The organism is Sphingomonas sp. Leaf257, from assembly GCF_001422185.1.
Lineage (GTDB): Bacteria > Pseudomonadota > Alphaproteobacteria > Sphingomonadales > Sphingomonadaceae > Sphingomonas > Sphingomonas yabuuchiae.
On sequence record NZ_LMMH01000033.1, the window covers coordinates 78,854 to 100,959 of the forward strand.

Below are 22,106 nucleotides of genomic sequence, written 5' to 3' on the forward strand. Positions count from 1 at the left end.
TTTTTCGTTGGGGCCGCCCAATTCCTCCCCTGCAAGGGGAGGGGGACCATGCGGAGCATGGTGGAGGGGTGTCACCGATCGAGAAGTAGGACGCCCTCGCAAAGTGTGACACCCCTCCGTCAGGCCTTCGGCCTGCCACCTCCCCTGTCAGGGGAGGAAGAGATTCAGGAGCCGGGCACCGGCGCGCCGCCTTCGCCACCAGCGCTCGGTGAGGGCTCCGGGGCGATCTTGAAGCGCACCCGGTCGACACAGCCGGTATAGCCCTGCGGGCTGCTCGGCAGCTTGGCGTCGCGGATCATGCCCAGCGCCTGCGTCCCGAACTCGTCGGAGGGTTGGGCCGCGATGACCCTCAGATTGCCTGTCTGGCCCCAGGGCGCGACGTCATAGCGGATGACCGCCCAGCCCTCGATCGCGCGGCGGCGATAGGGTTCGGGGAAGCGAAGCTGTGGCGGCACGGCCCAGCCATGCTCATCGGGGCAGTTGCCCGCGAGCTGGGTGGCGCGGATCGCCTCGGGCATGTCGGGGGCGGGCAGCTTGGCCGCGCCGCGCCAATAGGGATAGAGACAGCCAGTCTTCGCCCCCTTGGTAAAGCGCGATTCGCGGATGGCCTTCATCGCGGCGGTATCCAGCGCCCGGTTGCCGGTACCCGCCAGCAGCGCCGCCCCACGCGTCCGCCCGCCCGCATCAAGGTCATAGCGGATCATCGACCAGTCCTGCACGCCGGGTGTGGCAGCTATGGTCGCGAAGTCGGGGAAATGCCGTTCGAGCGGCTGGGGCTGGGGGTTGGTCAGGCAATCGCCAGCCGCCTCGCGAATCCGCTGCCATCCTTCGTCCGGCAGCGGCCCCGATATCGGGTGAACCGTATAGGCCATCAGTTCCTGCGCATCCGCCGCCGTCAGGGCGCTGCCGCGCATCACATAGGTGACGGAGCAATCCTGGCGCGGCGACCGGGCGGCAAAGCGGCTGGCGGCGAGCGCTGGCGCGACATCCTCGGACTGCGGCACATAGGCTATCGTCTCTCGGGTCAGCGAGACCGGACGACCGCTTGGGTCGATCGCGAAGCGGATGGTCACGGCGCGTTGCGTCTCGTTGCCGCTCCAACCCAGCTGGTTCCAAGGCCGCCGAATCGGCTGTCCCCTCACGGCCACGCCGTTGCAGCGTATCTCGCCCGGCATCCACTGAACCAGCACCCGGCCCGAACCTCCGGGCTTTACGGCCACGATGGGGAGCGCGTTCTGGAGCGACCAGGCCGCCGCGGACGGAACGACAAGCGCGGACAACAGGCCGAAGGACAGGGCAGCGTGGCGGAACCGGATCATCGAACGCACTCCACGGCTAGAGGGCGTCAGCTTAGGTGTGCCTTCGACCCGAGGCGAGGGGGCTTTTTCGCCCCCGCCATGGAAAAGGCCGGTCACGGAAAAGGGCGGCGCCGTCACCGGCACCGCCCCTTCACCCCCGAAAAGCCATTATATCTTTTAGAAAGCGGCCGTCAGCGAGAACACCACCGTCGCATCCGAGATCGAGGCGCCCCCCGCCGTCTGATATTGCGAGAAGTTCGGCTGCAGATAGGCCGCCTTCGATTTGGTGATGTCGGTGTCGATGTACGAGACGTTGAAGGTCAGGTTCTTGTACGCCGCGACATCGGCACCTAGCGACCAGTCCCAATAGCTGCCGGTTGGCGACAGGCTGGTGCCGTTAGGGCCCAGGCCCGGATTGCCCTTGGAATAGCCGATATGCGCCTTGGCGGTGATCGGCGTACCCGGAATGCCCGCCGCGCCGTCGCCGGTCAGATAGACGTTATCCCAACGCTGGCCCCGGCTGTACGAGGTGTTGGAGAAGTTGCCGAGCGAGGTCTGCTTGGGCGCATAATAGGCACCGGCGGTCAGCGTCGCGGGGCCGGCGGTGCCCGACAGGCGGCCGAAGAACTCGACCACATCGGTTTCCGAGGCGCCACCCGGATAGGTGTACCAGGTCACGCCCGCATCGACGGTCGCGGAGCCGTATGTGTGCTTGTACCCGGCAATGCCGTCCAGTTCCATATTGGCGCCGCCGAACGTGCCCCAGCCCGCCAGGTTCGACGCGAAGGTGCCGATATAGAAGCCGCTTTCATGCGCGACGGTCAGTGCCGCTTGGACGGCGGCGTTCTTGTTGGTCTGCGACACGCCGCGAAGGCGATAGTCGGTCAGGATCGCGGCGCTGCCGCTGACCGTGATCGGCGAGGGCGGCGCGGTATCCGCACCGGCGCTGTCCTGCGCAAAGGCAGGCGTCGCGGCGACCAGCGAGAGGCCGCCAAGGAGGATCGTGGAGAAGCGCATCGTTTCCCTTTCAAACGGAAATTCGATGTTCTCACCTGCAACCTCGCATCGGTGCGGCCTCTATGTGTCGGGTCAAACCCGGCGGACCGTCTGCCTTGCGAGTTGTGAAAGATTGGCAGGCCGTGGTGCGCTGCACAAGTATAATCGAACATAGACTGATGCTCGGATAACGCGATGTTGCGCAAATAACACAGATCAAGCGTCGAGATTCTCGTGCCGCATCCCCGTCGGCAGCGATCGGATATGGATGTCGCGCTGGGGATAGGGCAGGCCGATGCCATGCTCCTTGAACAGGAACCACAGACGGTTGAGCACGTCGGAACGGACATTGCCGACGCCGCTTTCCGGGTCGCTGATCCACGCCAGGATTTCGTGCTGAAGCGCATAATCGCCGAAGCTCATCAGCCAGACGGTCGGCTTGGGGCTTTTCAGGACGCGCGGTGATTCGCGCGCGGCGCGCAGCATCAATTCCTGGGCCAGCTTCAGGTCGTTGTCGTACGCGATGGAGACGGGAATGCGGACACGGACGTTGCGGTCGGAATAGGACCAGTTCTCCACCTCCTGCGTCATCAGATTCTCATTGGGAATCAGATGCTCCTTGCCGTCGCGGGTGATGATCGAGACGGCCCGCACGCCGATCTTGTTCACCCACCCGATTTCGTTCTGGAGCGCGATGACGTCGCCCGGCTTGATCGAGCGGTCCATCAGCAGGATGATCCCGGCGATCAGATTGCCGATCGTCTTCTGAAGTCCGAAACCGATCGCCAGGCCGAAACCGCCCGAGAACAGCGCCAGGCTGGTCAGGTCGATCTCCAGCAGGTCCATCGCGAAGAAGAAGGCGATGACGACGATGGCGATGCTGGCGAGTTTCTGCGCCAGCAGCTTCTGCGTCGGGTCCAGCCCGCGCGCATGGCCGATCCACTGCTCGGTGATCCGGGTGACGGCGCGGGTGACGGCCAGGATCGCGACCACCGTGACCAGCATCGTCACCAGCAGCATGACCGAGAATCGCCGCGACCCCACGGTAAAGCCGATCTGCTCGGCCAGGCGACTGACCGGCTCGAGCCCGCCGATTTCGCGGCTGAACAGCGCCACGAAACAGACGATGGCAAAGATCCAAGCCAGCCAGCGCGGCAGGTTCAGCCCGCGCAACAGCTGGAACCCCGCCCGCGCCACCGACGCGCCCAGCGCCAGCCCGATCGGCACGCCCGCCAGCGACTCCCAGGGCCAGATCGCGCCCAAGGTCATCAGCAGGAAGGCGGCGGCCCCGTGTCGGGTGATCGCACAGATGCGGGCGTGCAGCGTCTCGCCCTTGGCAATGGCGAAACGCTGCACCATCGCGGCGATGGGCGGGCCGAGCTTGCGCCCCGCAACCACCCCGCCCGCCAGCATGGCGAGCGTCAGGACCGAGGCGACCGCCGCCTCCATGGCTTCGGCGCGGGTCGGCAGTTCGATGCCGCTCGCCTGAAGCCATTCGAACAGGGTCATCCGCGCGCGGCCCGGAAGCGGGCAAGCCCCCGGTCGAGATCGGCGATCAGGTCGTCGGTATCCTCCAACCCGATTTGGAGCCGGATCAGCGGCCCGGCGAAGTCGCGTCTCGTAACGCTGCGATAGCGATGCGGGTCGGCGGGGATGGCCAGGCTCTCATAACCGCCCCAACTGAAGCCGAGCCCGAAATGGGCGAGCCCGTCGAGCATCGCGGTGCGCGCGGCGTCGTTGCCGCCGTCGAGCACGAAGGCGAACAGCCCGCTCGACCCGAGGAAGTCGCGCGCGAAGACCTCATGACCGGGGCAGGAGGGCAGGGCGGGGTGCAGCACCTGTGCCACGCCGGGCTGTTCGGCGAGCCACTTGGCGATGGTCAGCGCGCTGGCCTGATGCTGGGCGAGGCGGACACCCATGGTGCGAAGCCCCCGGCTGCCCAGATAGGCGTCGTCGGGGCTGGCGACCTGACCCAGCTGGAAACTCGTGTCGCGAAGCGCCGCCCAGTGCGACGGCGCGGCCGTCACCGACCCCAGCATCGCGTCCGAATGGCCGACGATGTACTTGGTGCAGGCCAGCACCGTCAGGTCGACGCCCTTTGCGATCGCCGGGAAGAAGAGCGGCGTCGCCCAGGTGTTGTCGAGGATCGTGGTAATGTCCCTGGCCTTGGCGACGTCGACGATGGCGGGAATATCCTGCACCTCGAACGTCAGCGAGCCGGGGCTTTCGAGGAAGATCGCGCGGGTGGCCGGGCCGATCAGCTCGGCGATGCCCGCGCCGACCAGCGGATCATAGAAGCGCGTCGTGATTCCCATCCGCGCCAGCAAGCCGGTGGCCAGCCCACGCGTCGGGTCATAGGCGCTGTCGACCAGCAGCAATTCGTCGCCCGGCGACAGCACCGACAGGAGGGCCGCCGCGATCGCTGCTACGCCCGATGGGTAGAGGAAGGTCGCCTCCGCCCCCGGCTCCAGGCTCGTCAGCGCGTCCGCCAGCGACCATTGGGTCGGCAGGCCCTTGCGACCATAGAACAGCTTCTCGTGCAGATCGCCCGCACCGGTGGCGCGCATATGCGCGACATTGTCGTACAGCACCGTCGAGCCGCGCCAGACGGGGACGTTGACCACGCCCCTGGTCCATTCCGCGCGGCGGCCCGCCTGGACCAGACGGGTGGCGGGCTTGATGGGCAGGTCGTCGTCGGTCATCGTTTCAAGCGTCTTTCGCTTTGGGGGTGCTGGGGTCGGAACCCCATTCAGTCCAGCTGCCGTCATAGACCGGCATCAAGCCGCCGATCCGCTCCGCCCCGAAGGCGAGGACGCAGGCGGTGATGCCCGATCCACAGGTGGCGACCATCGGCTTGGCGGGATCGACCCCGGCGGCGGCGAATTCGGCGGCTATGGCGTCCGGGGATTTCCAGCGGCCATCGGCCTCGAACAACCGGGAATAGGGCAGGTTCAGCGCGCCGGGGATGTGGCCGGGCTCGACGCCGGGGCGCGGTTCGGGCTCGGCCCCGGCGAAGCGGCCGGGGGAGCGGGCATCGACGATCTGGGCATCGCCCGCCTCGACATGGGTGCGGACTTCGCGAAGGCTGCGCAGGCGGGCAAGGTCGGCTTGCGCGAGGAACAGGCCGGGGGCTTCGGGCGCGCCCGCCGGGCCGATCGTGACCGGGTGACCGGCGGCGCACCAGGCCTCCAGCCCGCCATCGAGCAGCGCCACCGACTCGGCACCGAACAGGCTGAGCAACCACCAGACCCGCGCGGCGCTGTGCAACGGGGAACGGTCGTAGAGGACGATACGGTCGGCATGGCCGACCCCCGCCTCGCTCAGCGCATGGGCGAAATGCTCGGGCGGCGGCAGGGTCATCGGCAGGTCGCTGTCGGGGTCGGCGAGCGCGCCCATCGGCAGGAAGCGGGCGCCGGGGATATGCCCGTCCTCGAATCCGCGTCGGGCCCTGGAGCCGTCCGGGTCGTCGAGGAAATAGGTGACGTCGAGGATGCGCACGTCCGCCTCGCCTGCGATGGCGGCGAGGTCTTGCGGGGTGATGAGTGGCGGCATCTTGGGGCTCCTCGGTCGGTGGGTCCGTACCTAGGCGCGTTGGGGGCGGGGTCGCAAGCCAAGCTAAAGCCCCTCTCCCGGCAGGGGGAGGGGTTGGGGAGGGGTTGGGGAGGGGCAGGGGCCACGGGCGTTGGTCTCTGTGAGACTCCCGACCCTCCCCCATCCCCTCCCGCCTGCGGGAGGGGAGCGGCTAGAGGTGAGGAAGGCCTATCCCAAACTCCGTTCCGCCTGAGCGACGTCGAAGGCCATGGGAATCACTCCAGCCCCTCCAGATACTCCGCCGCCTGCGCCCGCACCGCCTTGCGGTCCGCCTCCGCCATCCGGTTCCAGTTCCGGTACGCCATCGCCATCCGCACATTCCGCTCGAACCGCTCTTCGTGCCGGGCGAGGAAGTCCCAATAGAGCGCGTTGAACGGGCAGGCGTCCTCGCCGACCCGCTGCTTCACATCGTAGCGGCAGGACCCGCAATAATCCGACATGCGGTTGATATAGGCCCCGGACGACACATAGGGCTTGGACGCGATGATGCCGCCATCGGCGAACTGGCTCATGCCGACGACATTGGGCAGCTCGACCCACTCATAGGCGTCGATATAGATTTCCAGATACCAGCGATGCACCTCCGCCGGGTCGGCACCGATCAGGATGGCGTAATTGCCCGTCACCATCAGCCGCTGGATATGATGGGCATGCGCGGTGTCGAGCGTCTGGCCCAGCGCTTCGGACATGCAGTGCATGTCGGTCTCGCCGGTCCAGTAGAAGCCGGGCAATTTCCGATGCGCGCGCAGGAAATTGCGCTCCACATAATCCGGCCCGACATGCCAGTAGAGCCCGCGCACATATTCGCGCCAGCCGATGATCTGGCGGATATAGCCTTCGACCGAGTTGAGGCTGGCATTGCCGTCCTCATATTCCCCCTCCGCCATCCGGCAGAGGTCGAGCGGGTCGAGCAGACCCGAATTGATATAGGGCGACAGGACCGAGTGCCACAGCTGGTGCTGGCCGGTCAGCATCGCGTCCTGATAATCGCCGAACTTGGGCAGGCCGTGCGCCATAAAGGCCTCGGCCTGTTTCTGCGCCTCCTCGGCGGTAACGGCATAGGCGAAGCCGTCGAGCGATCCCGGATGATTGTCGAACCGTCCGGCGACCAGCGTCAGCACCTCGCAAGTGATCGTGTCGGGCGCGAACTTCAGCGGTTCGGGCGGTATGTCCTTCTTCGGCGCGGGCTTGCGGTTGTCGGCGTCGTAATTCCATTTGCCGCCCTCGGGCTTGTCGCCCTTCATGAGCAGGCCGGTCTTGCGGCGCATCAGCCGGTAGAAGAACTCCATGCGGAGTTCCTTGCGGTCCTTCGCCCAATCCTCGAACTCGGCCTGGCTGGCGATGAAGCGGGTGTCGGGGCGGATGTCGACGGGGATGCCGAACATCGTCTCCCACGCCTCCAGCATCGCGGCGACCCGCCATTCGCCTGCCTGGGTCACGACGATCCGCTCGGGATCGTGCCGCCCGACCGCGCGGGCGACCTCGCCGGTGAAGCTGCTCGTACTATCGGGGTCGTCCAGCTTGACATAATCGACCCGCCAGCCCGCCTTCCTCAAGGCCTCGGCATGGTGGCGCATGGCGGACAGGATATAGGCGATCTTGGCCTTGTGGTGGCGGACGTAACCCGTCTCGTCCTCCACCTCCATCATCAGCAGGACGGTGCGTTTGGGGTCGGCGCCCTCCAGCGATGACAGGTTCATCGACAATTGGTCGCCGAGAATGGGGATCAGCGTTGGCGCTTTGGGCATGGCTGTCCTACATGGCCTTTCATGAAGCATCTCGGCCAGACCAGCGCGCTGCCCGCTTCCCCGGAAGAGGCGGTGCTCGATTATGTTCCCAACCCCCGTCCGGGGCGTACCTATCTGATCCGGTTCGCGGCACCCGAGTTCACCTCGCTGTGCCCCGTGACCGGACAGCCCGACTTCGCGCACCTGGTCATCGACTATGTGCCCGGCGAGACGATCGTCGAATCCAAGTCGCTGAAGCTGTTCCTGGGCAGCTTCCGCAACCATGCCGGTTTCCACGAGGACTGCACCGTCGGCATCGGCGAGCGATTGTTCGAGGAAATGAAGCCAATATGGCTGCGCATCGGCGGATATTGGTATCCGCGCGGCGGCATCCCGATCGACGTGTTCTGGCAATCCTCGGCCCCGCCCGCCGATCTGTGGCTGCCCGATCAGGGCGTGGCGGGCTATCGCGGTCGCGGCTGATCGGCCCTCGGCTTAACCCCTGCTTCATCCCGATGTGAAACATCGTCCATCCTTGAAGCCGTCCGACTCGCAATTTATGTGGTGCGATAAGGAACGCGTCATCGGGATGCGAAAGGGAACGGGGCCGTGCAGAAGATCGTCAAACATTTCGCCATGGCGGTTGCCACGCTGATCGGGCTTGGCACGGCAGGAACGGCAAGTGCCAATCCGACGATCATCATCAACGATTCCAATGGTGGCCTCGTGTCCTATGACACGACCACCAAGGTGAGCACCGTCCTGGGCAATACCGGTACGGTGATGTATGACATCGCCTTCAACAATGGCGGCGATCTGTTCGGCGTCGACGGGGGCACCCTGTTCAAGCTTTCGACGACCGGCGGCGCGACGACCGTACTTGGTTCGATGGGCTCGTTCGTCAACGGCCTGGTCTTCGGCGCGGACGGTACGCTGTACGGGTCGGGCGACAATAATCTGTACAAGCTCAACACCAGCAATGGGCAGGCCAGCCTGATTGGATCGATGGGTAGCCCGGAGTCGGCGGGCGATCTGGCCTTCTTCAAGGGGCAGCTGTACCTCGCCAGCAATCTGGGCCTGGCGGTCGTCAATCCGCTGACCGGGGCCAGCCAGCTGATCGGCGGCACGACCGACATGTTCGGGCTGGCCTCGACGGTCGACGCGCTGTTCGGCGTGAAGGACAACGCGATCTACACCATCGATCCGACCACCGGCCTGGGGACGAAGGTGTCGTCCTACATCTATGGCCAGGCCTATGGCGCGGCCTCGGCCCCGACCGCCGTGCCGGAGCCCGCGACCTGGGCGATGATGCTGCTGGGTCTGGTGCTGGTGGGTTATGCCTTGCGCCGTCGCGGCACCGCCCCGAACGCCGCTATCGCCTGATCCATCCATCGCGGTGCGCCAAATGCGCTGCGTTGGATATCGAAAACCGGTCGTCCGATGGGCGGCCGGTTTTTTCGTATCGTCCACCGAAAATTTCCCGTCGCCTTCAAGCGGGATAAGAATATCGCAACCGCTTCCGACGCAGGAACGCCGACAGTCTAGCCGAAATCCGCCTGCGGGCGGGCGCGGTATGTGGTCATGGAGTTCTTTGCGTGAAACATTGGTCCTGGAGCGCCGTCCCCCTTGCCCTGCTGGCCCTGTCGGGATGCCAGTCCAAGCCCGAGGGGAAGGGGGTGGCCCAGGTCGACGGACAGGCGATCACGACCCAGGCGCTGGATGCCGAACTGGCCGATGCGCCGCCGGGCGTCGATCGTCTCGCCTATCGCAAGGCGATCCTGCCCCAGCTGGTCGACCGTACCCTGCTGGTCCAGGCGGCGTTGAAGATGGGGATCGACAAGACCCCCGAATTCGCTGCCCAGCGCGAACGGCAGGAGCAAAGGCTGCTGGTGGAGATGCTGGCGCAGAAGCTGGCCAACACCGTGCCGGTGCCCAACGTCCAGGCGGTCGACGCCTATATCGCCGCGCATCCCTATGAGTTCGCGCAGCGGCAGAAATTCTATGTCGACCAGATCCGCTTCGCCCAGCCCGCCAGCACCGAGGCGCTGCTGGCGCTCGGCCAGTTCAAGACTCTGGACGCGCTGGCCGACGAACTGACCCGCAACGCCACCCCCTTCACCCGCGATCATGTCCTGGTCGACTCGGCGTTCCTGCCGGCCGCGATCGCGGCACAGGTGGCCAGGCAGCCATCGGGCGATCCCATCCTGCTGCCCTATCAGGGCAGCTACACCGCCAATGCGATCATCCAGCGCATGGCCGCCCCCGTCACCGGCGAACCGGCGCGCGCGCTGGCAGCGGAAATCCTGCGGCGTAAGGCGATCGCCGATGCACTGGGCCAGACCCTCAAGGCGCAGCGCCAGAAGGCCAGCATCTCTTATGAGACCGGCTTCAAACCCGACGCCAAGGCGGCGGCCGACGGCAAGACCGTCAGCGACGCCGCCGACCGCGTACCCGCGCGTTGAGAAATTCCCCTCCCTCTCCCCTGGATAGGGGAGAGGGTTAGCGAAGCTTGCCAGCCTGCTGGCTAGCGTAGCTTGGGTAAGGGGTTGAGCGAGCCGAATGGCTCGCGCGCGCTTTGCGCGCTCACCCCTCACCCAGCTCCGACTAACCCTTTGCTCTCGCAAAGGCCAAATTTGCGCAACCCTCTCCCCTCAAGAGGGGCAAGGGAGGGATGGGATCCTTTGCCACCAATCTGTTTCAGCAACGCAATCCAATAGGCGGAGCCCTATCCCATCACGGACACACATTTCAGCGTTCCGTAACGTCATCTCGACGCAGTCCAAGGGTGCGGTGCAGCAAATATGTAATACGCTTTGCAACCTTCGTCGCTCATCGCGGGTTAACCTTAGTGCGAGGGGAATTGCGGACTTTCCGCTTCCCTCTCGCCTGCAAGGACAAGCGATATGGTGGATGCGAACGGAACCGTGATCGAACGACTGGCGCTGATCGGCAATTTCCTGCCCCGTCAATGCGGGCTCGCGACGTTCACCACCGACGTTTATTCCGCCCTGCGCAATCGCTTTCCCGAGCTGGCCGTCGATGTCTATGCAATGGATGATCATCCCGGCCGCTATGCCTATCCCCCGGCCGTGACCGCCGCCATCCCGCAGCATGAGCGCGGCGCCTATATCGACATGGCCCGCCGGATCGAGGCGAGCGGCGCGCAGGCGATCTGGGTTCAGCACGAATATGGCATCTATGGCGGTGCCGCCGGCGAGCATCTGTTGGCGCTGCTCGACCGTACCACGCTGCCCGTGATCGCGACGCTTCACACCGTTCTCGAAAAGCCCTCGGCCGATGAGCGCCGGGTGATGGAGGGCTTGCTGCGCCGCTGCGCCCGGATCATCGTCATGGCCGACAAGGGCCGCGACATTCTCCAGCGCGTTTATGGCGCCGATCCGCGCCAGATCGCGATGATCCCACATGGCGTGCCCGACCGCGAACTCATCTCGCCCGATTCGCTGAAGGCCAAGTTCGGCTGGGAAGGGCGCAAGGTCGTCTTTACCTTCGGCCTGCTCGCACCGAACAAGGGGATCGAGACGATCATCGAGGCGCTGCCCGCCGTTGCCGCGCATCATCCGGAACTGCTCTATGTCGTGCTGGGCGCCACGCATCCCAATCTGATCGCGCATGAGGGCGAGGCGTATCGCGACCGGTTGAAGGCACTGGCCGAGGCGCGTGGCGTGGCCGACAATGTCGCCTTCGTCGATGCGTTCGTCGAGCATGACGAACTGATCGAATATCTCCAGGCCGCCGACATTTATGCGACGCCCTATACCAACCCCGCCCAGATCACGAGCGGCACGCTGTCCTATGCGGTTGGTGTCGGCAAGGCGGTGGTATCCACGCCCTATGTCCATGCGGTCGAGATTCTGGGCGATGATCACGGCGTCCTAGTGGATTTCTGCGATGCGGATGCCTTTGCCCGCGAGATCGACCGGCTGCTGACCGACGAAGCGGCACGCAACCGCCTGTCGCAGCGTGCCTATGCCCGTGGCCGTACCATGATCTGGCCGCGCCTGGCCGAGGCGGCGCTGGAGCAGATGGCATCGGCGATCACCGCCCGCCCGCGCCGGATCGCCGGATCATACCAGACCAGCATCAAGCCGCTAAAGGCCGACATCGCCGCCGTCGAACGGATGAGCGACTCGACCGGCATGTTGCAGCATGCCATCTACTCGGTGCCCGATCGCCGTCATGGCTATTGCATCGACGACAATGCGCGCGCGCTGATCTTCATGACCCAGGCGCCGGATATCGACCCGGTCCCGCGCGACAAGTGGACGACGATCTACGCCTCATTCCTGCAATATGCCTGGAACCCGGAAGAGCGCCGCTATCGCAACTTCATGCGCTTCGACCGCAGCTGGTGCGAGGAAGTGGGGTCGGAAGATTCCAACGGCCGCACCCTCTGGGCGCTGGGTGTGACCGCGCGTGACGCGCAGATGGCCAAGCATCGCGACTGGGCACAGATGTGGTTCGACGCCACCGCCTCGCTGGCGCTCGACCTGGGATCGCTTCGTGCGCAGGCCTTTGCGATGCTAGGCGCGGCGGCAATGCTGGAGGCGCGGCCGGGGCATCAGCTGGCGCGTGCCATCCTGGAAAAGCTGCCCCCGCTGCACCTCGCCCTGCTCGAAGAGGCGCGGCGACCGGAATGGCAGTGGTTCGAGATCGTGCTGGCCTATGACAATGCCCGCGTGCCGCAGGCGCTGATCGAGGCAGGGCGCGCACTGGGGCGGCAGGACCTGATCGATTGCGGCCTGTCGACGCTGGAGTGGATCGTCGGCAAGCAGACCTCGCCCGAGGGTCGTTTCCGGGCGGTCGGCAGCGAGAGCTTCGGCCGTCCCTATGCCGAGCCGTTGCAGTTCGACCAGCAGCCGCTGGAGGCGCAGGCCACCGTCGAGGCGTGCCAGTCGGCCTATGCCGCCACCCGCGACCCGCGCTGGATCGCCGAGGGCGAGCGGGCCTATGGCTGGTTCCTGGGCGCCAACGACCTCGACCTGCCGCTGGCGACGGCGCAGGACGGCGGCTGTTTCGACGGGCTGATGCCGACCGGCCTCAACCGGAACCAGGGTGCCGAGTCGATCCTGGCGCTGCAACTCGCCAATTGCGCGATAGCCAGCCTTTGCCATTCCGCCTCATCCATGGCAGGAGCCGATCGTCACATTGCCTGACATGCTGTCATGTTCGGAAGATGTGATGAGCGTTTTTGGTAAAGTGGCGAGACGGTAGCGCGATGGATCTTTTCAACCACCGGCTGCGGCTTCATGCCGACCCTTCGCGCGTCGTGGTGCGGCCGTTTCACATCGCCTGGGGCGGTGGCAATGGCGCACCCCCCAGCCGGACCGAACGGCTGGTGGGCGAAGTGCTGGCCATGTCGCCGCAGGAAGCCCGCGACCAGCTGGAAGCCGTGCTGAAGGATTTCGAGGCACGGCACTGGCAGACGCGGCGCGTCTTCATGACCCGTTACGACCAGATCGAGGATCTGCTGAAGCTCGACGGGTCGAAGATCAGCGACGAGAAGCGCCAGCTGATCGGGGCCTATTTCTGCCACGAATACAGCTATGCCGCCGCTGCGCTGATGAACCCGTCGGCGGTGCCGCATTTCGACCAGACCGGCATCCAGCCGGGGTCGCAGCGTATCCTGATGTCGATGCGCTCGGTGGGCGAGGGGCACATCTCGTCCGTCGCGTTCCGCGAAGGCATCATCAACGACCAGAACCAGCTGCGCCTCGCGCCCGAGCCGCCCTTCGCGACCGCGACAGACGTGCATGGCTGGGGCGAGTATGAAGTGCCGAGCGGCCCGATCACGGTCCACCGCCACCGCGACTCGACGCTGTCGGGCACGGTCATCTTCCCGATCACCCAGGCCCAGTCCAAGGGGCTGGAGGACATGCGGATCGTCCAGTTCACGCATGACGACGGCGCGGTCGAGTGGATCGGCACCTATACCGCCTATGACGGCTCGGGCATCCAGTCCGAACTGATGCGCACCCGCGACTTCCGCGCGTTCGACCTCGTGCCGATGACCGGCGCGGCGGCGCGCAACAAGGGCATGGCGCTGTTCCCGCGCAAGGTGGCGGGCCAGTATATGATGATCGGGCGGCAGGACGGCGAAAACCTGTTCCTGCTCAAGTCCGACTCGCTGACGCATTGGGACGAGGGCGAGAAGATCCTCACCCCCGTCTATCCATGGGAACTGGTGCAGATCGGCAATTGCGGCCCGCCCATCGAGACGGACGAGGGCTGGCTGCTGCTGACCCATGGCGTCGGCGCGATGCGCAAATATTCGATCGGTGCCGCGCTGCTCGACAAGAACGATCCGTCCAAGGTGCTTGGCCGGACGAAGCAGCCGATTCTGGCCGCCAAGGACCAGGACCGCGAAGGTTATGTGCCCAACGTCGTCTATTCGTGCGGCGCGATCCGGCACGGCGACTCGCTGTTCCTGCCTTACGGCATCGCGGACAGCTCGATCGGCTTCGCGTTCGTAAAGATCAGCGAACTGCTGGCCGCGATGTGATGTCCAGATGGCGCAGTCCCATACTGCGCCAAGTTCTCTTTATTCCTCCCCTGTAAGGGGAGGGGGACCATGCGCAGCATGGTGGAGGGGTGTCCCCCCTCTCGATAGCGGGACACCCCTCCGTCAGGCCTGACGGCCTGCCACCTCCCCTTACAGGGGAGGAATGAGCGATCAGCGGCCCGCAGGCGGCAGAAACGCAACCTGGCGGCGCGTATAGCGGTACAGCGCCGCCACGATCCCGAGGAACAGGATCGTCCCGCCGACCAGCGCAGGGGTGGCAAAACCCTCTCCGACCAGCGCCAGTGGCGCGTCGGAGTTGGTCAGATAGACGATCCCCGCAAAACCGACGCCCCACAGGCTCTCACCGACGATCAGCCCGGTCGCGGCCAGCACACCCAGCCGCTCGGCGGCGTCCGGCTTGGCGCTGCGCTTGGCCCAGCGGTCATAGGCATGGCCGATGGTGGCGCCGACCACGACCGGCAGCGTCGCCGACATGGGCAGGTAGATGCCCAGCCCCACGCCCAGCGGCGGCAGGCGCAACCAGCCAAGCTTGCCCAGCACTTCGTCCGCCACGATCACCCCGACGCCGACCAGCGCGCCGATCCCGATCATGCCCCAGTTGAGATCACCGCCCAGCACGCCCTTGGCCAGGGCCGAGATCAGCGCGGCCTGCGGTGCGGACAGCGCGTTGGGGCCAGCCCCTGGCGTGCCCGCAAAGCCCAGCGTCGCGTTGAGCAGGTCGAGAACGGGCGGGATCACCAGACTGCCGAAGACGACGCCGATGACCAGCGCCACCTGCTGCTTCCAAGGCGTCGCACCGACCAGCTCGCCGGTCTTCAGGTCCTGGAGATTGTCGTTGGAGATGGTCGCCACACCGAACACGACGCCGGTAACGATCAGCGCATAGGCGACCAGCGCCTGGGTCGTCTCGGGGGATGTGCCGCGCCCGAACAGGCCGACGAGGAGCAGCGCTGCGGCCAGCACCGACAGGATGCCGATGCCCGACACAGGGCTGTTCGAGGCCCCGATCAGACCCGCCATATACCCGCAGACGGCCGCGATCACGAGGCCGATGAGCAGGATGAACAGCAGCGCGCCGCCGATCAGCGCGAAGCCCGATGCGGCGAGCGGCCCGCCCGCGATCACCGACCACAAAAGTCCCGCGATCGGCACCAACGTCGCCAGCGCGACGACCGCGACGATCCCGATCGGCAGGTCGCGCTCGCCGATGGGCAGCACGGTGCCATCGCGCTTGGCGGAGGCGGCGGCGAGCGAGGAACGGATGCCGCCGATGACCGGCCCGATGATCTTCAGCAGCGTCCAGATCGCCGCGACCCCGATCACGCCCGCACCCAGGAAACGCACGTCGCGGCTGAAGATACCGCCCGCCCACTCCGCGACCGGGCCGGTCGAGGGGGCCATGGCGGTCAGGATGGGCAGTGCCACCCACCATCCGATCGCGATCCCCGCCAGCATCGCGACGCCGACCGACAGGCCGACCAGATGCCCGACCCCGATCAGCGCGAAGGACAGCCCGCCCGAAATGCCCGTGGCACCTGCGCCGGTGCGGAACCAGATGGCGGCTTCGGCCACCGCCAGCTTGGTCTGGGTCAGCACGGCGAAGGCGGCCGAGGCGACGGCGTTGACGACGATCAGCCGCAGGCCGGTCGCGCTCTCCGCTTCGCCCTCGCGGCTGCCCGCACCGACCTTCAGCACTTCGGCCGCGGCGCGGCCCTCCGGGTAGGGGAGGTCGGTGTCGACGACGAGGGCACGGCGCAAGGGGACCGAGAACATGACGCCCAGGATGCCGCCCGTGGCCGTAATTCCGGCGGTCAGGAGGTAGGGAAAGCCCTGCCACCAGCCGATCATGACGAGGCCGGGCAGCACGAAGATGATCGCCGCCAGCGTCCCCGCCGCCGAGGCGACCGTCTGGACGATGTTGTTCTCCAGCACCGAGCTGTTCGGTAGATAGCGCAGGATCGCCATCGAGATGACCGCCGCCGGGATCGAGGTGGCGAAGGTCAGTCCGACCTTGAGGCCCAGATAGACATTGGCCGCCGTGAACAGCAGCGTGATGATCCCGCCCAGCGCGATGCCACGAAGGGTCAGTTCGGCAACGGGGCGGGCGGCAGTGGGAGTACGGCTCATGCGCGCAGATGTGGCAGAGTGCGACGCGCGCGCCTAGCGTTTCATATGGGGAATACGCCTCGACGTCGTCCTGCAGGCGCGGCAGGGAAGATCCCTCCCAGCCCCCGTTCAGCCTGAGCGAAGTCGAAGGCCACGCGATTCAATTCGCCAAAGGCCCCACCCCGGCTCCAGGTCCCGCGAAGCTCGCGGTGCGCAGACCGTTGCGGGGGGGCGAAGATGCCGCGCCTTCGATGGCCCATGGCAACTGGACCCCGGCCTTCGCCGGGGTGCGCGCTTGGAGTGAGTGGATTCCCGTGGCCTTCGACTGCGCTCAGGCTGAACGGAGGTTGGAAGTAGAGGGGGAGAGAAGCGCTTTATAGGTCCCCTTATTCTCCCTCTCCCACCGGGAGAGGGAAGGGGCCCGCCCGCGATAGCGGGTGGGAAGGGTGAGGATGGGGGTTGGAGACCGTTACCCTCGAAACAGATTTCCCAGCACCCCGCGCACCACCGCCCCGACGATCCCGCCGCCAGCGCTACTCGATCGCCGCCGCGATCCACCGCCGAATACCTGCTTGCCGATCTCGTTGGCCACTTGTCGCCCGATCGAGGAACTGGCCGAGCGGGCCGCACTGCTCGCCATCTTGGCCCAGGGGGAGTTGGCCGCCGCGCGCTGTTCGGCGATGCGGGCGCGTTCGGCCTCCTTGGCGGCCTTCGCGTCCGCCTTCGCCTGTTGCGCCGCCTGCTTGTCGGCCTCGGTCGCCGCCTTCGCCTCGGCTGCGGCTGCGGCGGCTTCCTGGGTCTTGGCAGCGAGCAGTTCCTCGGCCGATTCGCGGTCGACCGCCTGGTCGTATTTCGCACCGACCGCGTCGGTCTCGATCAGGATCTTGCGTTCCTCCGGCGTCGCGGGGCCGACCCGGCTGCGCGGCGGGGCGATCAGCGTGCGCTCGACGGGCGAGGGCGAACCGTCGGGCTGGAGCAGCGAGACCAGCGCCTCTCCGACCTTCAACTCGGTGATGGCGGTGGCGACATCGACGCCGGAATTGGCGCGGAACGTCTCCGCCGCCGAGCGCACCGCCGCCTGATCGCGCGGCGTGAAGGCACGCAGCGCGTGCTGCACGCGGTTGCCCAACTGACCGGCGATCTTGTCAGGCACATCGATCGGGTTCTGGGTGATGAAATAGACGCCGACGCCCTTGGACCGGATCAGCCGCACGACGCGCTCGATCGTGTCGATCAGCGCGGGCGCGGCCTCGTCGAACAGCAGATGCGCCTCGTCGAAGAAGAAGACGAGCTTGGGCTTGTCGGGGTCGCCGATCTCGGGAAGCTGTTCGAACAGTTCGGACAACAGCCAGAGCAGGAAGGTGGCGTAAAGCTTGGGGCTGGCCATCAACTGATCGGCTGCGAGGATGTTGACGACGCCGCGCCCTGAATCGTCCGTGGCGATCAGGTCGGCCAGTTCGAGGGCGGGTTCGCCGAAGAAATGCTCGCCCCCTTGGGTGCGCAACTGGAGCAGCGCGCGCTGGATCGCGCCGACCGACTGTTTCGAGACATTGCCATAGGTGGTGGTCAGTTCGTCCGCCCGCGCGGCGCATTCGGCCAGCATCGCCTGGAGATCGTCCAGGTCGAGGAGGAGCAGCCCTTCCTTGTCCGCGACATGGAAGGCGATGGTCAGCACGCCCTCCTGAGTCTCGTTCAGGCCCATCATGCGGGCGAGCAGCAGCGGCCCCATCTCCGACACGGTGGCGCGGACGGGATGCCCCTGCGTGCCGAACAGGTCCCAGAACTGTACCGGGGCCGCATCATAGGCCCAGTCGGTCATGCCCAGTTCGGCGGCGCGCGCGGTGAAGGCGGCGTGCGTCTTTCCCATCGCCGATCCGGCGAGGCCCAGGCCCGACAGGTCGCCCTTCACATCGGCGACGAAGCTGGGCACCCCGGCACGCGAGAATCCCTCGACCATCGTCTGGAGCGTCACCGTCTTGCCGGTGCCGGTCGCGCCCGCGATCAGGCCGTGCCGGTTCGCGCGCTTGAGGTCGATCGCCTGTGGCTTGCCGCCACCCATGCCGATGAAGATGCCATTCATGGCGCGCATTGTATCGCCGTGAACGGGGACGGGAATAGCAAAAGGCCGCCGCATCCCCGGGATGCGACGGCCTTTCTTTACCGGCCCGTCAAGGCTGGCGGATTACTTGATTCGGAGCGGGATCAGCGCGCCCGCGATCTTGCCGCGGGTGATCTGTGCCAGCACCTGCGGGCGGCCTGCGGCTTTGGCGGCGGCGACGATCTGCTGGAGATCGGCCGCGCTGCGCACCGGCGCACCGTTGACCGCCGTGATGACATCGCCGCGCTTCAGCTTGGCAGCGGCATCGCTCGACGGATCGACCGCTGCGATCACCACGCCCTGCGTCGTCGGGTCGACGTTGATCGCCCGTGCGATCGCGGGGGTCAGCACCTGGACCGACAGGCCCAGGCCGCCACCGGCCGCCGGCGTGGTCTGCGCATCGTCGTCATTGTCGGGGAAGGCGTCGGAGCCGTCACCCATGGTCGAGCGCAGTTCCTCGTTCGACGGGCGGGTCGCGGCGGTCGCGGTCAGCGACACCGGCTTGCCGCCGCGCAGCACTTCCAGCTGGACGCGGCCGCCCGGCGGCACGTTCGCGATCAGATAGGACAGGGTCTGCTCGGGCGTCACCGACTGGCCGTTGACCTTGGTCACGACGTCGAACGCCTTCAGACCGGCCTTGGCGGCGGGGCCGTTCGGCTCGACCTTGGCGATGATCTCGCCCTGGCCCTTGGGCACGCCCAGCGAGGCGGCGACATCGTCATTGACCGGCCCGCCGATCTGCACGCCCAGATAGCCGCGCTCGATCTTCTGGCCCTTCATCAGGCGCTCGACGATCGGCTTGGCGTCCTCCGCCGGGATGGCGAAGCCGATGCCGATATTGCCGCCCGACTGCGAATAGATCTGGCTGTTGATGCCGATCACATTGCCGTTCATGTCGAACATCGGGCCGCCCGAATTGCCCTGGTTGATCGCGGCGTCGGTCTGGATGAAGCGGTCGTTCGCGCCGCCCTGTCCGGTGACGCGGTGGATCGCCGAGATGATGCCTGCGGTCACGGTGCTCGACAGGCCGAAGGGCTGGCCGATCGCCAGCACCCAGTCGCCCGGCCGCGCCCGCGCCGAGTCGCCGAAGCGCACGAAGGGCAGGCTCTTGCCGTCGATCTTCAGGACCGCGAGGTCGGAGGTCTCGTCGCGGCCGACGACCTTGGCGGTATATTCCTTGCGGTCGCTAAGCGTGACGGTGATCGAATCGACCGACGCACCCTGTGCGCCCGGCGCGATGACGTGGTTGTTGGTGACGATATAGCCATCGGGCGAGATCAGGAAGCCCGAACCCAGCGAGGCGCCTTCACGCTTCTGCGGCTGCGGCCCGGCCTGGCCCCCGAACTGGCCGAAAAAGCCCTCGAACGGCGTACCGGCGAACGGGTTCGCCTGCTGCTTCACGGTGATCGACTGCTTGGTCGAGATGTTGACGACGGCGGGCTGGAGCTTGGCGACCATGTCGGCAAAGCTCATCGGCGCGCCCGCGCGCGGGGCGACCGCCTGGATCGCGCCCGGCTCGTTCTGCGCGACCTGCGCGGTGCCCGGCTGGAGGGCCAGGGTCGCGGTCGCACCACCGAGGAGGAGCGCACTGGTAATGGCGTAGGCGTAGCGCACTGGGCTAAGGTCCTCTTAATGAAGAAAATTCAGTTTGACCGTGGCCTATATGTCACGATTTTGCTGAACAACGCTTGAATATGAACAGGTCGAAAGGTGCATAAATCCTTATCGGCCCGGCGCGGTGAATTCCTTCAGATAGCTGTTCTCGGGCGACAGAATGATCTGCGTGGCCCCACGTTCCTGGTTCGAGCTGTCCGCGCCGAAGGTATGACGATAGGACTGCATGGCCCGATAGAAATCATAGAAATTGGCATCCTTGCCGAACGCTTGGGCATAGATTTGCGCAGCCTGGGCGTCGGCATCGGCGCGGACGATCTGCGCCTGCTTCTGCCCTTGCGCGGCGATGGTGATCGCCTCCTGCTGGCGCGCGGTCTGCATCCGGGCGAGCGCGCTTTGCAGCGGCGTGCCCGGCGGCAGTTCGGCCTCCTTGATGCGCACATCGACGATCTGGACGCCATATTGGCGCGCGATGCGGTCGAGGCGGACCTGGATCGCGTCCATCACCTGGCCGCGCTCGGGACTGAGCAGTTCGGACGAACGCCGCTTGCCCAGTTCGTTGCGCAGCGCCGAGCCGAAGATCGGGCGGAGCTGGTTGATGACGCCGTCGACGCTGCCCGCCGTCGCCAGCATGCGGCGCGGGTCGATCACGCGGAAACGGGCAAAGGCATCGACATTCATGCGCAGCTGATCGGTCGACAGCACCTGGGTCTTTTCCAGGTCGAGGTCGAGCACGCGCTTGTCGACCCAGACGATGCGGTCGACGAAGGGAATGCGCGCGATCAGGCCTGCGCCGCTGTCGCCCAGTTCCTCGCCGGGCCGATAGCCGTTGACCACCCGGCGCGGCTGCTCGAACCGATAGACGACGGCCTGCCGGGTCTCCGGCACGATCGAGAAGGTCGAGGCGGCGATGATGACCGCGATGAGCAGGGCGACGCCCAGCACGATCGGGTTGCGTGCGGTCAGGCCGTTCACTGGCCGCCTCCCTGTTCCGAACCGGCCTGCCCAGAGGCGGCAGGCGGCGTGGCCGGAGCCGTCGCGGTGATCTCGGGCGGCAGCGGCCTGGCCTGGCCCCTGGACAGCGGCAGATAGGGCACGACGCCCGGCGTCTCGACGATGGTCTTGTCCGACTTGGCCAGCACGGCCTCCATGGTCTCGTAATACATGCGGCGGCGGGTCACTTCGGGGGCCAGGCGATATTGTTCGTACACCTTGTCGAACTGCGCCGCCTCGCCCTGCGCACGGGCCACCACCTGCTGCGCATAGGAACGCGCCTGGTTGACGTCGGCGACCGCGCGCTGCTGCGCCACCGTCACCTTGTTGAAGTCGTCGACGATCTGCTGCGGCGGGGCGGCCTGCTTGATGGCGACGCCCTGGATTCGCACGCCCGCGCGATATTCGTTCAGGATCGACTGGGTCAGTTCCTGCACCCGCTGTTCGATGCCGGTACGCCCCGAACCCAGCGCCTGGTCGAGCGAGGTGTCGGCGATCACCGCGCGCATCGCGCTTTCGGCCGCCGCGCGCACGGTTTCCTGCGGCTGGGCCAGACGGAAGGCATAGTCGCGCGGGTTGGCGATGTCCCAGCGCACCGAATAGGTCAGGTCGATGATGTTCTGGTCGCTGGTCAGCACCAGATTCTCACCCGAGCCTTCGGGGAAATTCTCGGTACGGATCTTCTGCACGTCCAGCACCCGGACGCTGGCGATCGGGGCGGGGGCAGTGATCTGGATACCCGGCTCGAGGATGCCGGTATAGCGACCGAAATAGGTGACGACGCCGCGCTGCTGCGGGCCGATCGGGTGGATCGAAGTGTAGAGCAGCCAGATGACGATCAGGATCGCCGCGCCGATCGCCCAGAGCGTGCGGCCACCCGGCGCACCGGGAAGGCCGCCGAAACCGCCGCCGGACCCGCCCGGACCCTCGCCGGGGCCGCCCCCGCCCGATCCGCGCGCCTTGCGGATGAATTCATCCAGCGCCGTGGGCTTGCCCGGTGCCTTGCGGCCACCCGGCGGAACGGCCCAGGGATTGCGGGGACCACCATCGGGATCGTCGCCGGACCCGCCCCAGGGGCCCTTTGGCGTGTTGGCGGCTAGGATGGGGGGGCGTTGAAACCGGCCCGTCAGCTTTCTCATGTT

Annotated in this window: 16 protein-coding genes; 5 read left to right on the forward strand and 11 right to left on the reverse strand. The window is 66.5% G+C overall.

Translation table 11 applies throughout. The features are described from left to right. Window positions 1–164: 164 nt before the first annotated feature. From ASF14_RS14835 to ASF14_RS14860, 6 genes are all read right to left on the reverse strand, one after another. Window positions 165–1,319 (reverse strand): TonB family protein, encoded by a 1,155-nt coding sequence (locus ASF14_RS14835; RefSeq protein ID WP_236697089.1) that lies wholly within the window; start codon window positions 1,317–1,319, stop codon window positions 165–167. A gap of 156 nt (window positions 1,320–1,475) precedes the next feature. After that, the gene (locus ASF14_RS14840; protein ID WP_082442279.1) at window positions 1,476–2,315 is read right to left on the reverse strand and encodes a TorF family putative porin; all 840 of its coding nucleotides are present in this window, start codon (window positions 2,313–2,315) and stop codon (window positions 1,476–1,478) included. Window positions 2,316–2,510: 195 nt separating this feature from the next. Then, window positions 2,511–3,803 carry a mechanosensitive ion channel family protein gene (locus ASF14_RS14845; protein WP_056436652.1) on the reverse strand — a complete coding sequence of 431 codons (1,293 nt, stop codon included), beginning with the start codon at window positions 3,801–3,803 and terminating at the stop codon, window positions 2,511–2,513. Then, window positions 3,800–4,996 (reverse strand): cystathionine beta-lyase, encoded by a 1,197-nt coding sequence (metC, locus tag ASF14_RS14850; protein ID WP_056436655.1) that lies wholly within the window; start codon window positions 4,994–4,996, stop codon window positions 3,800–3,802. Before metC ends, ASF14_RS14845 begins: the two co-directional genes overlap by 4 nt. A 4-nt stretch (window positions 4,997–5,000) precedes the next feature. Continuing rightward, window positions 5,001–5,846, reverse strand: a complete 846-nt coding sequence (locus ASF14_RS14855; protein ID WP_056436658.1) for a sulfurtransferase — start codon at window positions 5,844–5,846, stop codon at window positions 5,001–5,003. Between the two features lie 254 nt (window positions 5,847–6,100). Further along, window positions 6,101–7,633 carry a cryptochrome/photolyase family protein gene (locus tag ASF14_RS14860; protein ID WP_056436661.1) on the reverse strand — a complete coding sequence of 511 codons (1,533 nt, stop codon included), beginning with the start codon at window positions 7,631–7,633 and terminating at the stop codon, window positions 6,101–6,103. Between the two features lie 21 nt (window positions 7,634–7,654). Here ASF14_RS14860 and queF point away from each other — a divergent pair, with 21 nt between their 5' ends. From queF to ASF14_RS14885, 5 genes are all read left to right on the forward strand, one after another. After that, a complete protein-coding gene (gene queF / locus ASF14_RS14865) occupies window positions 7,655–8,095 on the forward strand; it encodes a preQ(1) synthase (RefSeq protein ID WP_056436664.1) in 441 nt (146 codons plus the stop codon). Between the two features lie 126 nt (window positions 8,096–8,221). Then, a complete protein-coding gene (locus ASF14_RS22335) occupies window positions 8,222–8,995 on the forward strand; it encodes a PEPxxWA-CTERM sorting domain-containing protein (RefSeq protein ID WP_056436667.1) in 774 nt (257 codons plus the stop codon). A 212-nt stretch (window positions 8,996–9,207) separates the two neighbouring features. Then, entirely contained in the window at window positions 9,208–10,074 is an 867-nt protein-coding gene (locus tag ASF14_RS14875; protein WP_156361220.1) for a SurA N-terminal domain-containing protein, read from the forward strand. Between the two features lie 441 nt (window positions 10,075–10,515). Beyond that, the gene (locus ASF14_RS14880; RefSeq protein WP_056436672.1) at window positions 10,516–12,786 is read left to right on the forward strand and encodes a glycosyltransferase family 4 protein; all 2,271 of its coding nucleotides are present in this window, start codon (window positions 10,516–10,518) and stop codon (window positions 12,784–12,786) included. Between the two features lie 62 nt (window positions 12,787–12,848). Continuing rightward, the gene (locus ASF14_RS14885) at window positions 12,849–14,132 is read left to right on the forward strand and encodes a glycoside hydrolase family 130 protein (RefSeq protein WP_056436675.1); all 1,284 of its coding nucleotides are present in this window, start codon (window positions 12,849–12,851) and stop codon (window positions 14,130–14,132) included. 171 nt (window positions 14,133–14,303) lie between these two features. Here the strand turns inward: ASF14_RS14885 and ASF14_RS14890 are convergent, their stop codons facing one another. The 5 genes from ASF14_RS14890 to hflK all read right to left on the reverse strand — a co-directional run bounded on the left by ASF14_RS14890 (window position 14,304) and on the right by hflK (window position 22,103). Beyond that, complete coding sequence (locus ASF14_RS14890) at window positions 14,304–16,280, reverse strand: OPT family oligopeptide transporter (protein ID WP_056436678.1); 1,977 nt, start codon at window positions 16,278–16,280, stop codon at window positions 14,304–14,306. Window positions 16,281–16,728: 448 nt separating this feature from the next. Beyond that, entirely contained in the window at window positions 16,729–18,393 is a 1,665-nt protein-coding gene (locus ASF14_RS14895) for a helicase HerA-like domain-containing protein (protein WP_082442280.1), read from the reverse strand. A gap of 48 nt (window positions 18,394–18,441) precedes the next feature. Further along, complete coding sequence (locus tag ASF14_RS14900) at window positions 18,442–19,971, reverse strand: Do family serine endopeptidase (protein ID WP_056436684.1); 1,530 nt, start codon at window positions 19,969–19,971, stop codon at window positions 18,442–18,444. Window positions 19,972–20,079: 108 nt separating this feature from the next. Beyond that, the gene (gene hflC, locus ASF14_RS14905; RefSeq protein ID WP_201780605.1) at window positions 20,080–20,946 is read right to left on the reverse strand and encodes a protease modulator HflC; all 867 of its coding nucleotides are present in this window, start codon (window positions 20,944–20,946) and stop codon (window positions 20,080–20,082) included. Further along, window positions 20,943–22,103: a protease modulator HflK gene (hflK, locus tag ASF14_RS14910; RefSeq protein ID WP_056437157.1), complete on the reverse strand. Its 1,161-nt coding sequence runs from the start codon at window positions 22,101–22,103 to the stop codon at window positions 20,943–20,945. The genes hflC and hflK overlap by 4 nt, the downstream gene beginning before the upstream one ends. Window positions 22,104–22,106 lie beyond the last annotated feature (3 nt).